General features: G+C 69.8%; 14 protein-coding genes. 3 read left to right on the forward strand and 11 right to left on the reverse strand.

Annotation, left to right across the window (positions count from 1 at the left end; genetic code table 11):
• Positions 1 to 35: 35 nt before the first annotated feature.
• The 3 genes from QRX50_RS01740 (at position 36) to QRX50_RS01750 (ending at position 1,845) form a co-directional block, all read left to right on the forward strand.
• Positions 36 to 941 (forward strand): AraC family transcriptional regulator, encoded by a 906-nt coding sequence (locus QRX50_RS01740; protein WP_285970243.1) that lies wholly within the window; start codon positions 36 to 38, stop codon positions 939 to 941.
• A 71-nt stretch (positions 942 to 1,012) separates the two neighbouring features.
• On the forward strand, positions 1,013 to 1,339 hold the full coding sequence (locus QRX50_RS01745) for an ArsR/SmtB family transcription factor (protein WP_285970244.1): 327 nt from the start codon (positions 1,013 to 1,015) through the stop codon (positions 1,337 to 1,339).
• Complete coding sequence (locus QRX50_RS01750; RefSeq protein WP_285970245.1) at positions 1,336 to 1,845, forward strand: SRPBCC domain-containing protein; 510 nt, start codon at positions 1,336 to 1,338, stop codon at positions 1,843 to 1,845. Before QRX50_RS01745 ends, QRX50_RS01750 begins: the two co-directional genes overlap by 4 nt.
• Before the next feature lie 34 nt (positions 1,846 to 1,879).
• Here QRX50_RS01750 and QRX50_RS01755 read toward each other — a convergent pair whose 3' ends face one another.
• From QRX50_RS01755 to QRX50_RS01805, 11 genes are all read right to left on the reverse strand, one after another.
• On the reverse strand, positions 1,880 to 2,890 hold the full coding sequence (locus QRX50_RS01755; protein WP_285970246.1) for an N-acetylglucosamine kinase: 1,011 nt from the start codon (positions 2,888 to 2,890) through the stop codon (positions 1,880 to 1,882).
• Positions 2,887 to 4,152: a 6-phospho-beta-glucosidase gene (locus QRX50_RS01760; RefSeq protein WP_285970247.1), complete on the reverse strand. Its 1,266-nt coding sequence runs from the start codon at positions 4,150 to 4,152 to the stop codon at positions 2,887 to 2,889. Before QRX50_RS01760 ends, QRX50_RS01755 begins: the two co-directional genes overlap by 4 nt.
• Entirely contained in the window at positions 4,149 to 5,039 is an 891-nt protein-coding gene (locus QRX50_RS01765) for a carbohydrate ABC transporter permease (RefSeq protein WP_285970248.1), read from the reverse strand. The genes QRX50_RS01760 and QRX50_RS01765 overlap by 4 nt, the downstream gene beginning before the upstream one ends.
• Positions 5,036 to 6,025 carry a carbohydrate ABC transporter permease gene (locus QRX50_RS01770; RefSeq protein ID WP_285970249.1) on the reverse strand — a complete coding sequence of 330 codons (990 nt, stop codon included), beginning with the start codon at positions 6,023 to 6,025 and terminating at the stop codon, positions 5,036 to 5,038. Before QRX50_RS01770 ends, QRX50_RS01765 begins: the two co-directional genes overlap by 4 nt.
• Positions 6,022 to 7,398: an extracellular solute-binding protein gene (locus tag QRX50_RS01775; RefSeq protein ID WP_285970250.1), complete on the reverse strand. Its 1,377-nt coding sequence runs from the start codon at positions 7,396 to 7,398 to the stop codon at positions 6,022 to 6,024. Before QRX50_RS01775 ends, QRX50_RS01770 begins: the two co-directional genes overlap by 4 nt.
• 20 nt (positions 7,399 to 7,418) lie before the next feature.
• Positions 7,419 to 8,660 (reverse strand): ROK family transcriptional regulator, encoded by a 1,242-nt coding sequence (locus QRX50_RS01780; RefSeq protein WP_285974324.1) that lies wholly within the window; start codon positions 8,658 to 8,660, stop codon positions 7,419 to 7,421.
• 343 nt (positions 8,661 to 9,003) lie between these two features.
• A complete protein-coding gene (nudC, locus tag QRX50_RS01785) occupies positions 9,004 to 10,011 on the reverse strand; it encodes an NAD(+) diphosphatase (RefSeq protein WP_285970251.1) in 1,008 nt (335 codons plus the stop codon).
• Positions 10,011 to 11,396 (reverse strand): M16 family metallopeptidase, encoded by a 1,386-nt coding sequence (locus QRX50_RS01790; protein ID WP_285970252.1) that lies wholly within the window; start codon positions 11,394 to 11,396, stop codon positions 10,011 to 10,013. The genes nudC and QRX50_RS01790 overlap by 1 nt, the downstream gene beginning before the upstream one ends.
• On the reverse strand, positions 11,393 to 12,688 hold the full coding sequence (locus QRX50_RS01795) for a M16 family metallopeptidase (RefSeq protein WP_285970253.1): 1,296 nt from the start codon (positions 12,686 to 12,688) through the stop codon (positions 11,393 to 11,395). The genes QRX50_RS01790 and QRX50_RS01795 overlap by 4 nt, the downstream gene beginning before the upstream one ends.
• A gap of 10 nt (positions 12,689 to 12,698) precedes the next feature.
• Positions 12,699 to 14,270: a DUF2207 family protein gene (locus QRX50_RS01800; protein WP_285970254.1), complete on the reverse strand. Its 1,572-nt coding sequence runs from the start codon at positions 14,268 to 14,270 to the stop codon at positions 12,699 to 12,701.
• Positions 14,263 to 14,949 carry a DUF2207 domain-containing protein gene (locus QRX50_RS01805; RefSeq protein WP_285970255.1) on the reverse strand — a complete coding sequence of 229 codons (687 nt, stop codon included), beginning with the start codon at positions 14,947 to 14,949 and terminating at the stop codon, positions 14,263 to 14,265. Before QRX50_RS01805 ends, QRX50_RS01800 begins: the two co-directional genes overlap by 8 nt.

Genomic DNA, 14,949 nt, shown 5'->3' on the forward strand with positions numbered 1-14,949 from the left:
GCTTTCCACGCTAGGCAGAGCGGAGGGTGCGGACCATGAGTGAGCGTTCGGAGCTCGTGCTGGATCGTCCGGATCCCCTCGCCGGCGTCCTGTCGATGGCCGACGTCCGCCCGGCGCTCCCGGCCCGGCTCACGGCGGGCGGCGAGTGGGCGGTTCGGTTCGGCGGCTCGCACCCCAAGGTGATCACCGTGACGGCCGGCTCGTGCTGGGTGCTGCCCGAAGACGGCTTACCGGTCTCGTTGTCGGCGGGTTCTTGCTACCTCATAGGCCGCGACGCCGCGTACGTCACGGCCAGCACGCCGGACGTCGCACCGGTCGAGGCCCGCAGCGTGTTCACCGGCGCCGACGGGCAGGCCGGTTCCGCCGCCGACGTCGCCCTGGTCGGCGCCACCCTGGACTTCGCCGACCCCGCGGTGGCGGTGCTGCTGGAGGACCTCGGTTCCTCGGTCCACATCACCGACCCGGACACCGCCGAGGTCCTGAACTCGACGCTGCGGCTGCTGGCGTTCGAAACCGCCGGCCGGCCCGGCGGCGGCGTGATGCGTGAGCACCTCACGCAGATCCTCTCCCTGCACGTGTTGCGCAGCCTCCTCGGCGCCGACGCGCGCCCCGCCTGGCTGGTCGGCCTCCGCGACCCCGCCATCGGCGCCGCGCTGGCGGCGATGCACCGGCGCCCCGCGTTCGGCTGGACGGTGGCCCGCCTGGCGAGCGAGGCGGGCCTGTCGCGCACGGTGTTCGCCATGCGGTTCAAGGCACTGGTGGGGTCGTCGCCGATGGACTACCTGCTGCACCGGCGGATCTCCGGCGCCACGCGGGAGCTCGCCGAGGGCAGGACGGTCGCTTCCGTGGCTTCGCGGTGGGGGTACGGCTCGGAGAGCGCCTTCAGCGCGGCGTTCAAGCGGGTGACGGGCCGGTCGCCGGCGGGCCGCCGAACTCGCTGATCAGCACAAACACCACGCCCCGGTTCGAGCATGGGTTGACATGTGACCTTTTGGTCACCTATTCTCGTCGTGTGCCTGACGACGACCTGGTGTTCAAGGCGCTGGCGGATCCGACCCGCCGGGGCCTGCTGGACCGGCTGTTCGAGCGTGACGGCCGCACGCTCACGGAGCTGGAGTCCGAAGTGGACATGACGCGGTTCGGGGTGATGAAGCACCTGAAACTGCTCGAGGAAGCCGGGCTCGTCGTCACGCGCAAGGAGGGGCGGGAGAAGCTCCACTTTCTGAACCCCGTGCCGATCCGGGAGATCCACGACCGGTGGATCGACAAGTACACCGAGCGCCACGTGTCGGCGCTGCTGGAGCTCAAGACCGATCTGGAGAGGGAGCCACCGAAATGACCGAGACCAAGACCGTGCAGGTCAACCGCGTGTACATCAAGGCGACGCCGCAGGCGATCTGGGACGCGATCACCAAGCCGGAGTGGACGCAGAAGTACGGCTACTCCGGGCTGGCCGAGTTCGACCTCAAGAGGGGCGGCAAGCACCGCACCAAGCCGACGCAGGAGTTCATCGACGCGGGGTTCACGAGCGACCTGCTCGACGGCGAGGTGCTCGAGTCCGACCCGCCGCGCAAGCTCGTGATCACGTGGAAGCTACTGATGGACCCGAGCCTCGTCGCGGAGCCCTACACCACGCTCACGTATGACATCGAGGAAACCAAGACCGCCGGCACCAGACTGACCGTGACCCACGACGTCACGGACGCGCCCGGGCACGCGGCGCTCGTGTCGGGTGCGATGGAGAACGTCGACGCCGGTCCGGGTGAGAACGCCGGTGGCGGCTGGGCCTGGGTGCTTTCCGACCTCAAGTCCGTGCTGGAGACCGGGAAGAACATCGTGGGCTGAGGCTTCCACCGCCCCGATGTGGCGTTCGGTGCGCTCAACGCACCGAACGCCACATTGGGGTGCGTTGTGTGGCGGCCTTCAGCGCCGCCTTGGCCGAGGAGGAAGCACCCAGCTCGTCGAGGCCGAACAGAGCCGCGCCGACGACGGGGTTCACGTCGACCACCCGCACCACCGCGCGCGGCGCCACCTTCAGGCACCGTCGCTCGATCTCCGAGATCACCGACGGGCCGACGCCCGTCAGCACTCCCCCGCCGAGCACGACCTCCGGCGCCGCGTGGGTCAGGTCCAGGCGCCGCAGGATCACGGCGGCGAACACGCTCACCTCTTCCACGAACCGCGTCACGACCTGCTGCGCGACCTCGTCGCCGGCGGCGGCGACGTCGAACAGCAGTGGACACAGGCCGTGGATCCGCGCGGAGTCGATCTCCTTGAAGTGCAGGCCCTGCACCACGTCGAACACTCTCGAAACACCGAAGAAGCCCGAAACCGCCGCCTTCAGCGCCGTGGAAGGCCCGCGGCCGTCTTCCGCGCGCACAGCCCACCACAGCGCTTCCTCACCGAGGCGGTAGCCGCCGCCCCAGTCGCCGGAGACCTTGCCCAGCGCGGGAAAACGGTGGATGCGCCCGTCCGGGCCGACGCCGGCGCCGTTGATCCCGGCACCGCACACCACGGCCACGCCCGTGCCGTCGGAGCTGCCCGCGCGCAGCAGGGCGAGCACGTCGTTGCCCACGTGCAAGGTGGAGCTCCAGCCGCGCGCGAACAACGCCGCGTGCAACGCCTCTTCCTCACGCGGGAAATCCAGCCCCGCGAGGTAGGCCGAGGTGTGCACGCCGAACGGCCGTGTCGTCGGCAGACCCGCCGACGTCAAGGCAGACAGCACCAACGTCTCCAGCGCCGCAACGCACCCGTCGACGCCGACGTTCTGCGGTGAGGCACCGGGGCCGCGCGACTCGGCGAGCACGCCGCCCTCGCGCGACACCACGAGCACCTCGGTCTTGCTGTTCCCCCCGTCGATCGCGACGACCGCGGGCCTGACTTCGCTCATCCGCGCGCCCACGGCAGGAAGTCGCGGTTGATCGACACGAGGGAGTCGGCCAGCTGGTCGGCCTTGGTGTACTGACCGATGAGCGGGTGGGCCAGCAGTGCGTCGGCCACGCGGTCGCGCCCGCCCTTCACGGCGGCTTCGAGCGCGAGGTGCTCGTAGGCCGTCACCGCGGCGATGAGGCCGGCGAAGCGCGGCTCCACCTTCTGCTGGGGAATCGCCCGTGCACCGGAAGAATCCACAGTGGACGAGACCTCGATCACCGCGTCGTCGGGCAGGAAGGAGAACGTGCCGTCGTTGCGCACGTTCACCACGTGCTCCTCCGCCGGCCCGCCCGCCGTCAGCGCGTGCACGAGCTGCACGGCGGCCTCCGAGTAGTACGCGCCGCCGCGCTTCTCCAGCGAATCCGGCTTGGTGACCTGCTCCGGGTCGAGGTAGATCTTCAGCAGCTCCTCCTCGACGTCGCTCACCACCTCGGCACGCGGGCGCTCGGTGAGCTGCTTGGCCACCTGCGCGTCGTGCGAGTAGTAGTACTTCAGGTAGTACGACGGCACGGCGTTCATCCGGCGCATCCACTCGACGGGCGCGGTCACCTCTTCGCCCAGGAATTCCGCGTGCTTCTCCAGCAGCTCGGGCAGCCGGTCGACGCCGTCGACGAGCACACCACGTTCCCAGCTCAGGTGATTGAGTCCAGTGTGGACGAGCCGCACGTCACCGGTCGACGCGCCCAGCAGCTTGGCGAACTTCCGCTGCAGGTTGATCGCGACGTTGCACAGCCCCACCGCGCGGTGACCCTCCTGCAGCAGCGCCCGCGTGACGATGCCGACGGGGTTCGTGAAGTTCACGATCCACGTGTCGTCACCCGCGACCTCGCGCACGCGCTCGGCGATGTCGAGGACCACCGGCACCGTGCGCAGGGCCTTGGCGAGGCCGCCCGCGCCCGTCGTCTCCTGGCCGACGCAGCCGCACGCGTGCGGGAACGTCTCGTCCGAGGCCCGCGCCTTCTGACCGCCCACCCGCAGCTGGATGAGCACGGCCGAAGCGCCCTCGACGCCTTCCTCCAGGTTCGCCGTGGTGCGCACCCGCGCCGGGTGCCCGGCGTGGTCGAGCAGCCGCTGGCTGAACCCGCCGACGGTCTCCACGCGGTAGGCGTCCGGGTCGATCAGCACGATCTCGTCGACGTCCAACGTGGACCTACGGCCCGCGATGCCGTCGACCAGCTCCGGCGTGTAGGTCGACCCGCCACCGACGACTGCCAGCTTCATCCCTTGACTCCCGTGAACGTGATGCCCTTGACGAACGACTTCTGCGCGAACACGAACAGCACGATCACCGGCGCCATGATCAGCGCGGTCGCGGCCATCGTGAGGTTCCACTCCACGTGGTGCATGCCGCGGAACGAGGCGATGGCCAGCGAAAGCGGCCAGTTGTCCTGGTTCTCGCCGGTGTAGAGCAGCGGTCCGAAGTAGTCGTTCCAGGTGAACAGGAAACAGAACATCGCGGTGGCCGCGATCCCGGGGCGAGCCATGGGCAGCAGCACCCGGGTCATCGCGCGAAACTCGTTGCAGCCGTCGATCTTCGCCGCTTCCAGGTAATCCTTGGGGATGGTAAGGAAAAACTGGCGGAGCAGGAAGATCGAGAACGCGTCGAAGAAGAAATACGGCACGATCAGCGGAACGAGAGTGCCCGTGAGACCCATCCGCACCCACAGGTCGTACAGCGGCACGACCGTGACCTGCGGAGGCAGCATCATCGCGGCCACCGTGAGCATGAAGAACAGGTTCTGCCCGCGCCACTTGAGCTTGGCCAGCCCGTACGCCGCCGGGATGGCGGACACGAGCGCGCCGATCGTCGCGAGGGCCGAGTAGAGCAGGCTGTTACCGAAGTACTCCAGCAGCGGCGCTTTCCGGAACACCTCGACGAAGTTCTCGAAGTGCCATTCCGTGGGCCACAGGCTTGACGTCATCGCCTGGTCGCTCTTCATCACCGCGGTGAGGAACACGAACAGCAGCGGCAGCACGAAGATCACGCCGAGCGCGATGCCGATGGCGTGGGTCGCGATGAAGCCCAGCCGCCTGTCCCACCGGCGCCGGAACTGCACGCGCGGCGGGACCGGCGCGGGTTTGGTGGCGGGTGCCGAAATCGTCGTCATGCCCCCTCCTCCTGGTGCTGGGATTTACGCAACTGCCGCACCAACACCCATGTGAAGGCCGCGGACACGATGAACAGCAGCACGGCCATCGCCGCCGCGTAACCCATGTTGAAGTAGCGGAAACCCTGCACGTACAGCCAGATCGGATACGTCAGCGTCGAGTTCTCGGGCGCGCCGATCAGCTTCGAGTTCCCGGCGACGTCGGCTGTGCCCGCCGAGGCGGACGCGGCCACGATGGCTTGGGTGAAGAACTGCAGCGCGTAGATCATCGAGTTGACCACACCGAACAGCAGCACCGGTGAGATCGAAGGCAGCGTCACGTGCCAGAACCGGCGGACCGGACCGGCGCCGTCGAGCTCGGCCGCCTCGTACTGCTCGGCCGGCACGTCGAGCAACGCGGCCAGGATGATGATCATCAGCTCGCCAGAACCCCACAGCGCGAGCAGGGTGAGCGACGGCTTCGACATCACGGGACTGTTGAACCACAGCCCGCCGTCGATGCCCACGAGGTGCAGGAACCGGTTCACCGGGCCGAACTGCGGGTTGAACACGAAGACGAACGCGAGCGTCGCCGCGGCCGGCGGCGCCAGCGCGGGCAAGTAGCACAGCGTGCGCACCAGGCCGACGCCCGACTTCAGCCGCGAGATCACCGACGCGACGCCGAGCGAGAACAGCACCCGGCAGATCGTCAGGATGATCACGAGCCACAACGTGTTGTACGCGGCGGTTTTCACCAGCGGCTCGCTGGTGAACATGCGCACGTAGTTGTCGAACCCGATCCACTGTGGAGGGTTGATCAGGTCGTAGCGGGTGAAGGAGTAGTAGATCGTGGCGATGAGCGGGTACCCGAAGAAGATCAGGAACCCCAGCGTCGCCGGTGCCATGAAGTAGAACACCGTGCGACGGCGCTTGGCCCTGCGGGACCCCGCCCGCACCTTGGCGGGTGCGGACGAGGTGGCCGTCTCAGCGGGTAGAACCGACGTCATCCGCCGGCGCCCTTCTGCGCGAGTTCGTCATTCACCTGGGCGTCGACCTGCTTCAGCCCGGCGTCGAGGTCGGGCACTGAACCGGCCTGCCACTTCTCGGCGAAGTCGTTGACCGCCTTGAGGAAGGCGTCACCGATCGGCGTCGACGGGTTCGCGACCAGCTTGCCGCTGCCGTAGATGTCGAGGAATGTCTTGAACTGCGGCGGCGCGTCGAGCTTCGGCGAGGACAGCGAAGCCGTGGTGCTGGGCACGTTCTTGAGGCCGTTGGCCATGTCCACGAGCGTGTCGGTGTCGAGCGTGACCTGCTTGATCAGCTCCCACGCGGCGCCGGGGTTCTTGGCGCCCTTGGGGATCGCGATGATCGTGCCGGTCGCGAAGCCGGCCCCGTAGTGGTCGGCCATGCTGTCGAGCACCGGCGCCGGCGCGGTGGCGTAGTTCAGCGCCGGGGTCTGGTCCTTGATGAACGCGGTGCGGAACTCACCGTCGTACATCATCGCCAGCTTGCCCTTCTGGAAGCCGTTGTCGGCGGAGTACTCGTCGCCCAGGCCGGCCTTGAACGTCTCGACCTTGTCGTGGCCGCCGTAGAAGTCGATGAGCTTCTTCTGGAACTCGAACATCGCCTTCCAGCCGGGGCTGGACGAGATCGACGACTTGCCGTCCGGGCCGATGAACTGCGCACCGAAGTTCGGGGCCCAGTACTGCGCCTGGTTGGCGTAGAACGGCATCGACGGGATGAAGCCCATCGTCTTGATCGAGCCGTCGGCGTTGAACTCGGTGAGCTTCTTCGCGTCCTCGAACAGCTCGGTCGTGGTCTTCGGCGGCGAGGAGATGCCGTGCGCCGCGAACATGTCCTTGTTGTAGTACAGGCCGTAGACGTCGGCGAGCATCGGCATGGCGCAGCGCTTGCCCTGGTACGACGTGTAGTCGCGCACCGCTTGGGGGATCTGGTTCACGTCGATCTTGTCGCGGTCCAGGTACGGCTTGAGGTCCTGGAAGCTGCCGGTGGAGCACCACGCGCCGAGGTTGTCGGTGTAGAAGGAGATGGCCACGTCGGGCGGGTTGCCGCCGCGGATCGACTGCGTGAGCTTGTCGTCGTCCTGGTTGCCCTCGTGGTTGATGGTGATGTTGGGGTACTTGGCCTTCAGCTTGTTCAACGCGGCCGTGACCACGCCGTACTCGCGGTCGGTGAACTTGCTGTAGACGGTGAGGGTGAGCTTGTCGTCCTTGTTCGGCGGCGCGGCGGCGTCACCCGAGCCGCTCGGCGCGGCCGCGCCGCACGCGGCGGTCGCCAGCAGCGTGGCGGCGGCCGCGGCGGACAGCAGCAGAGAACCACGCCTTCGCGCGATCCTCCGGATGCGGGTCGTGGGGGCCATGACCCTCCTCCTCATGGTGGTTATTCGGTCGGGGACGGGGCAGAGCTCGGGAGTGCCGTGCGAGGCGCTCCCGCTGTGTTCTCCGAGGGTCGGCTCGGCCCGCGGAGCGTGGGGGTGACGACGCCGAAGACGTCCTCACGGGCGGTCGCGAGCGCGGACTGCAACGCGCCCGCGCGCACGGCGTTGCCCTGCACCGAAGCGAGCGCGACGGGGGTGCGGGGCAGGACCAGTTCGTGCAGCTTGTCGGCGACTCTCGCCGCGAAATCCTCGCCGCCGGCTCGGCTCGTGTCGCCCGAGAGCAGGATGAGCTGCGGGTCGGCCACGGCCACGAGGCTCGCGAGGCCACCGGCGACGCGACGGGCCAGGTCGTCGAGAAAGCGTTCATTGCCTTGGGTTTTGGCTTCAGTGACAGCGTCCCAGCTCTTGTTCGCGGTGAGACCGTGGGCCTTCGCCAGGCGCGTGATGCCGGGTGAGTCCACGAGGTTGCCGAAGCGCGCGCCGGCCTCGGGCCAACGGTCGCCAGTGTCCACAGTGGCCGGATCGGGCACGCGCATCCAGTCGATCTCGCCGCCACCGCCGGTCGCGCCGCGCAACAGCCGCCGCCCGATGACCACGGCGCCACCGACGCCTTCGGAGAGCCACACCATCACGAAGTCGTCGACGTCCTGGGCTTTCCCGACCGTCATCTCCTCGACGGCCACCAGGTTCACGTCGTTCTCAATGGTCACGGCGATGCCGAGCTCTTCGCTGAGCCTTGCCGGGACGTCGAACCCGAGCCAGCCGGGGATGTGCGGCGCGGAGGAGAGCAGACCCGTGCGCGGGTCGAACGCCCCCTGCGCGCCGATAACGACGTTGGCCAGGTCGTCGAGGTTCTTGCCGGCTTTCCGGGTGACGTGCTTGAGCGCCTTGCCGAACGTGCCGATCACGTCGGCGCCCTCGTGCACGGGCAGCTCGACCTGATACTCGGCTCCGACGGTCCCCGCGACATCCGCGATCACGAAATCGGCGAGGTGCGGCGTGAGGTCCACCGCCGCGACGTGGGCGAGGCTGCCGTTGACAGCCCACAGCTGCGCCCGCGGCCCACGCCCGCCACCCGCGCGTTCACCGGCTTTACCCACGAGGTTGTCCTGCTCCAGCCGCGTGAGCAGCTGCGCCGTGGCCGGCTTCGACAGCCCGATCACGACCTCGAGCTCCGCCCTAGTCAGCGGCCCACCACGCAGCAACGCCTCGATCGCCGCGCGATCGTTGATCTCGCGCAACATCCGCGGGCTTCCGGCGCGCACTCGTGGCCCCTTAATTAGGATACTTTACAGACGGTTTCGGGCGACTGTAGTGATCGGGACCACATCGCGTCAATGGTCATCCGGAACGAGCGGGTAACACTTCGAGTCCGGGAGGTTTCGGCGGACGCCGAAGGTGACTGATCCACTGCTCAGCGTGCGCACCGTCGCGATTCGCAACGCCACTGAGGGGTCCTGCGGGCCGTCTGCGGTGGGCTCTTGACGTAACAACCCCCGAGACACAGTGTCGAATCACCCTTGACGTCGAACGACGAAGGCCCTCCCCAGCTCTGCCGGGAAGGGCCCTGTCACAACAAACCGAAGGTCACTCCTCCGCGTCAGCCCACGCCTTCAGCATCACGCGGGCGATCGACGAGTTGCCCGGCAGGATGATCTCCGAAGCGCCGCCCGCGATGGGCGTCGGAGTGGACCTGCCGCTGTTGCGGAAGGCCGCGCGGACCTCGTCGCGCGAGACCCACAGGGCCTCTTCGATCTCGCCGTCCGCGGGGACGAGCGGGGCGGAGCGGTCGGCGCGGGCGGTGAAGCCCAGCATGATCGAGCGGGGGAAGGGCCAGGGCTGGCTGCCCAGATAGCGGATGTCCGTGACGGAAGCGCCCACCTCTTCGCGGATTTCCCGCGAGACGCAGCCTTCCAGCGACTCGCCGGCCTCGACGAAGCCGGCCAGCACCGAGTAGCGCCCGGCGGGCCATACGGGCTGGCGGGCGAGCAGCACGTGGGAGCCGTTGACGCCGTCCTGGTCGTGCACGAGGCAGATCACGGCCGGGTCGGTGCGCGGATACTCCTCGTGGCCCTTGGCTTCGCACTTGCTGGCCCAGCCGAACTGGATCAGGTTCGTGGGCGAGCCGTCGCGGGTGCAGAAGCGGGCCTGGCGCCGCCAGTGGCGCAGGGCCTGCGCGGTGGTGAACAGGCCGGCCGACGTGTCGTCCAGCTGGTCGCCGTAGCCGCGCAGCTCGACCCAGATCTCGCCGTCGACGCGCGGTACCTCTTCGACCACGCCCCAGCTGCCGGACATCTGCACGGTGTCGACGTCGCCCTCGGGGCGGCCGGGCAGCGACCAGTAGTCGGTGTCCTCCCACTCGCCGAGGAACACCGCGTCGGCCGGGGGTTCCGTGCCGAAGTCGATGGCCTTGCGGGCGGCCAGCGAGGAGCTGCCCTCGGCCACCGGCGTGCGGCCGGTGTCGTCGAGCAGCACCACGCGGGCTTCGGACCACTTGGAGATCAGGCGTTCCGGGTTGGTGCGCAACGTCTCCTGACGGTCCACAGTGGACCGCGACAGGGTCGGCAGCGACTCCAGGGTGAACGGTACGGTCATCAGTCGGCCGTCTCCGAACCCACCGTCACGTCGCCCAGCGCGGTCAGCTTCGGCGCGAGCAGCTCCGCGTCGCCGACCACCACGCCCGTGAACCGCTTGGGCGCGAAGTACTCCAGCGCCGCCTCGGCCACCTGCTCCCCCGTCACGGCCGCGAGCCGCGCCGGGTGCTCCTGCAGCCATTCGGCGCCGAGACCCGTGGTCGCCAGCGCCATCAGCTGCCCGGCCAGGCCCGACTGCGACGACGTGGAGGTGAGCAGCGAACCGATCGCGTACTGGCGCACCGACTCCACCTCCTCGGCCGTCGGCGGCACGAGCCCGAGGCGCGCCAGCTCGTAGCGCGTTTCGAGCAGCGCGGCGGCGGTGACCTCGTTGGCCGTGTCGGCGTCGACGTTCACCACCGCGTTCTCGCCGGTGAACTCGAACCCGGAGTGGGCACCGTAGGTGTAACCCTTGTCCTCACGGATGTTCTCGACCAGACGCGAGGAGAAGTACCCGCCGAAGGCCAGGTTCGCCAGCTGCAGCGCCGGGTACGACGGGTGCGTGCGGGCCACCGTCTGCGCCGAGAGCCGGATCTGCGACTGCACGGCGCCGGCGCGCGGAACCAGCAGCACGTTGCCGCCGGTCAGCTCCGGCAGCGGGGGCAGCACGAGGGCCGAGCGATCCGAGGCCCAGCCGCCGAGCGCGCGTTCGAGCTCGGCCGGCACGGTGTCGGGGTCGATGTCGCCCACGATGACCAGCACGGAACCGCGCGGCAGCACCGAAGCCGCGTGCAGCGCCCGCACCTGCTCGGGCGTCACCACGGCGACATCCTCGGCCTGCGGGACCTCCCGCGTGACGGGGTGGTCGCCGTAGCGCTGCTTCTGCAACGCTTCCCGCGCGATCGTGCGCGGCTGCGTGCGCGACACCGCGATGCGCTCGATCAGCCGCTCGCGCTCGCGGGTCACCTCGGGCTCGCCGTAGGTGGCGCCGGTGAGCACGTCGCCGAGCACGTCGAGCAGCGTCGGCAGGCCATCGGAGAGCGCGGAACCGTTGAGGTACAAGCGTTCCGGGTCCACACCCGCGCCGAGGTCGCCGCCGATCAGCGCCAGCTCGGCGTCGATCTCCACGCGGTCGCGCTTCGCGGTCCCGGTGATCAGCGTCTCGGCCAGCACCTCCGCGGTGGCCGAGTGCAGCGCGTCCTCACCCGCGAACGGGATCCACAGCCGCACCTCGACCAGTGGCACCGAAGCCTTGCGCACGGCCAGCACCCGCAGGCCGTTGCTCAGCGTGGTGTCCACGTGGGACAGCTCGGTGGCGGCTCGCTGGTCGCCCAGCTCGGGCAGCGGGCGCGGACCGCTCGACGTACGGCCGATTTCCTGCGCGCTGCGGTGGGTAGCCGAAGTCACTGCTCGTCCATCCCTTCGGAGTTGGCGGGCTTCACGACGAGCACGGCGCGCGCGTCGGGGCGCAGCGCCTTCGCCGCGGCCGACACGGCTTCGCCGGTGACCGCCGACATGCGGTCGGCCAGCCGGTGCACCAACGACGCGTCGCCGTAGAGCAGCTCGAACGCGCCCAGCGCCAGCGTGCGCGACACCAGCCGGTCGTGTTCCGAGTGCAGGCTCGCGGCCCAGCGCGCGGTCACCTTCTTGAGCTCCTGCTCGTCGGGCGGCGTCGTCGCGAGCTCTTCCAGCACCTCGTCGAGGGCGGCCAGCACGCGCTCGCGCTCCACGTCCGGCGGGTGGATCGCGGTGATCGTGAACGTGTCGGGGTCGCGCGCCTCGAACGGGCCGAACAGCCCGGCGCCGGCGCCGATGTCGACGACCAGCGGCTCGCGGTGCACCAGACGCTGCTGCAGGCGGGAGCCGTCACCGTCGGTGAGGACGCCGGCCAGCACGAGATACGCGAGGTAACCGTCGAGGTCGTTGATCGGGTCGGGCATGCGGTAGCCCACGGCGATCGCGGGCAGCGGCGCGTGCGCGTCCTCGTGCTCGCCGTGCAGCTCCGTGGTGGGCAGCGGCTCGGCGAACGACGGACGGACCGGCGCGGGCCGGTGCGGCACGTCGCCGAAGTGCTTCTGGATGAGCGTCTTCGCGTTGACCACTTCGAAATCGCCGGCGACGGTGAGCACCGCGTTGGCCGGCGAGTAGTAGGTGTCGAAGAAGGCGGCGCAGTCGTCGAGCGTCGCGCCTTCGAGGTCCTCGAACGCGCCGTAGCCGTCGTGGGCGTTGGCGAACGTCGAGTACAGCACCGGCGGCAGGAGGATCCAGGGGAACCCGCCGTACGGGCGGTTGCGCACGTTGAGGCGGATCTCCTCCTTGACGACCTCGATCTGGTTCGCCAGGTTCTCCGCGGTCAGCTTCGGCGCGCGCATACGGTCGGCTTCGAGGAACAGCGCGCGCTCGAGGGCCGCCGAAGGCAGCACCTCGTAGTAGTCGGTGTAGTCGGGGTGCGTGGACCCGTTGAAGGTCCCGCCGCTCGACTGCACGTGGCGGAAGTGGGCCAGCTTCTCCAGGCTTTCACTGCCCTGGAACATCAAGTGCTCGAAGAGGTGCGCGAAACCCGTCAACCCCTCCGGCTCGGAACGGAAGCCCACGTCGTAGTGCACGCTGACCCCGACAACAGGCGCGGTCGGGTCCGGGGCGAGCACCACGCGCAGACCGTTGTCAATCGTGAAACGGACGAGCTCGGGATCGGCCATGCCCCCCACCCTACGCAGAGGACCCGACCCTCGGCTCGGCTGGTGGCACCGCTCCCAGCGCGTGGCGCGCGCTCGTGGTCGCGGCGCCGAGCGCGGCCAGGAAAGCGCTGCTCCGGGCGGGTGTGGCGGGGGCGCCGAACCAGTACGCCTGAAGCGAACAATCGGGTGCCGCGAGTGTCCCGAGCCAACGGTCGGTTTCGCCGAGCGCGAGGGCGTACGGGAGGGCACGGGAGAAAATCAGTTCGGTGACTTCGGCCGGGTTGGCCAGTTCGGTGCGCAGGCCCAGGAGTTGGTCGCGCAGGAGGCTGCCGTCCCGGGTGCGCGGAGGCAGCCACTGGGTGAAGAGGGCGAGTGCGGCACCGGTGGCGACGACGACCAGGCCGAGCTGCGCGTAGCCGGCGGTGAAGGCCAGCAGAGCAGTGAGAAACACGCCGTAGAAGCAGAGGCGGACGGCGATCCTGGCGAGCAGGGCCGGCCGTCGGGTGAGCCAGCCGCGGCGGACGACGGCCGTGCGCAGTTCGTCCTCGATGTCCGGCGTGATCGTGGTCAGCGGCGCCGAGTCGCCGGGGACGGCGGTTTCGTAGACCGCCCGTTCGAAGGCCGTGAGGTACTCGTCGGGTGGGTTGCGGCGGTGGAGGGTCCAGCCGGGCCCGTCTTCGCTGACCCACAGGTAGTTGCGCACACAGAGGTCGAGCACGGTGGCGGCGACGTCGAGGTCGTCGGTGCGGCCGGTGAGCAGGAAACCGACGTGGCCGGGCAGCACGCCCTGGGGTGAGGAGAACTGGCCGCCGGCTTCGAGGCGGACCGGGAGCACGGCGGCCCGGTCGCGTCGGCGCAGGACCAGCAGCGTGCCGAGGCCGGCGAGGACGAGCACCGCCAAGGTGAGCCACGCCGCCAGGACCGGGGCGGTGACGAGGAAGGCGCCGGCCACTGACTTCGCGGGCACCAGCTGTTCGGTCGCGGGCACCGTGCCGGCGGGCAGCTCCGCGGTGAGCTCCACCCGGTCGCCCGGCGCCAGCTTCGACACCGACACCCGCGTGAGCCCGGAGTGGTCGAGCTGCGCGGCGCCGCACGGGATGACGGAGCCGGGCGGGCCCGCGAAGCAGGTCACGGCGTCGGGCAGGTTCGGCGCGGCGAAGGTCGCACGCAGCAGCTCCAGGCGGGTGTCCCAGCCGCCGGCGACGTCCCAGGTCAGGTGCTCGACGCCCAGCGTCCGGCCGACAGCGCCGACAACGCCGACAACGGTGTAGCGGACCACCGAAGCGCCACCGCGCAGGTCGACGACGACCTGGTCGTCGGTGGTCTGCGCACTGCCGGCGCCCTCGATGCTGAGGTCACGGACGGTGAGCACACGGTCGTGGCCCGCGTCGGCGGACGTGCGCAGCGGGAGGGTGCGCGTCATCGTGGTGCCGGCCGGGACGGAGACGGCCTCGGTGACCGACAGGGTGCCGTCGCGCTGGAGTTTGAGGGTGACCTCGGCGCTTTGCGGCAGGGCGGGCAGATCCTGGGCAACGGCCGGCGTGGCGACGAGGACCAGGGCCGGGATCGCCAGGGCGACGGCGAAGCCGCGGAGGCTAACCACGGCTGAGCACCTCGAAGCGGTTCTTGCCGCGGCGGCGGTGCAGCCACGTCGGGACGGCGGCGATCAGCAGCAGGACCAGCGCGAGCACGGGAATCCCCGGGCCTTCGAAGAAGTCGGCCACCGGGGAGACCGCGACGAACCGGGCGTTGACGGGCAGCGCGCCGGGCGGGATCGCGACCGCGAGGTCCACGCGCTCGCCGGGGCGCAGGCCGTCCTGTTCGACGCGGGCGATGCCGCCGGCGCCGAGCTCGGAGAACGTGCAGTGGCGCGCCGAGCCGATCGCGCCGGCGAAGCAGTCCACAGTGGAGATCCCGGGGGCGCTGAACGCGGTGGTGAGGCGGGTGAGGTCGGCGTCCCAGCCGCCGGTGACCTGCCAGCGCAGCTGCCCGCCGTCGGCGACGGCACCGTCCACTGTGTACGACAGGGTGGCGGGGCCGGTGTAGGTCGCGACGAGGCCGTCGGAGTCCTCGTCGAGATGGCCGAAGCCGGTGACGCGGGCGTCACGGATGGTGTAGACGCGGTCCTCGTCGTCGGTGGTGGCCACGCGTAGGGCGATGCGGTGGGTGGCGGGAGTGGCTGTGGTGACCTGTTCGGTGACCGTGACGGAGCCGTCGGGGTGGGCCGTGGCGGTGACGTCGGCAGTGAGCCCGGCGAGTGCCGTGGCCAGTTCGAGGAACAC

It is taken from the genome of Amycolatopsis sp. 2-15 (assembly GCF_030285625.1).
In the GTDB taxonomy this organism is placed as follows: Bacteria; Actinomycetota; Actinomycetes; order Mycobacteriales; family Pseudonocardiaceae; genus Amycolatopsis; species Amycolatopsis carbonis.

Bases quoted from the DNA above. Each gene is read 5' to 3' on its own strand.
- QRX50_RS01750 (WP_285970245.1), top strand. From the start codon at position 1,336: ATGACCGAGACCAAGACCGTGCAGGTCAACCGCGTGTACATCAAGGCG.
- QRX50_RS01765 (WP_285970248.1), bottom strand. From the start codon at position 5,039: ATGACGACGATTTCGGCACCCGCCACCAAACCCGCGCCGGTCCCGCCG.
- QRX50_RS01770 (WP_285970249.1), bottom strand. From the start codon at position 6,025: ATGACGTCGGTTCTACCCGCTGAGACGGCCACCTCGTCCGCACCCGCC.
- QRX50_RS01740 (WP_285970243.1), top strand. From the start codon at position 36: ATGAGTGAGCGTTCGGAGCTCGTGCTGGATCGTCCGGATCCCCTCGCC.
- QRX50_RS01780 (WP_285974324.1), bottom strand. From the start codon at position 8,660: ATGTTGCGCGAGATCAACGATCGCGCGGCGATCGAGGCGTTGCTGCGT.
- QRX50_RS01795 (WP_285970253.1), bottom strand. From the start codon at position 12,688: ATGGCCGATCCCGAGCTCGTCCGTTTCACGATTGACAACGGTCTGCGC.
- nudC (WP_285970251.1), bottom strand. From the start codon at position 10,011: ATGACCGTACCGTTCACCCTGGAGTCGCTGCCGACCCTGTCGCGGTCC.
- QRX50_RS01755 (WP_285970246.1), bottom strand. From the start codon at position 2,890: ATGAGCGAAGTCAGGCCCGCGGTCGTCGCGATCGACGGGGGGAACAGC.
- QRX50_RS01775 (WP_285970250.1), bottom strand. From the start codon at position 7,398: ATGGCCCCCACGACCCGCATCCGGAGGATCGCGCGAAGGCGTGGTTCT.
- QRX50_RS01760 (WP_285970247.1), bottom strand. From the start codon at position 4,152: ATGAAGCTGGCAGTCGTCGGTGGCGGGTCGACCTACACGCCGGAGCTG.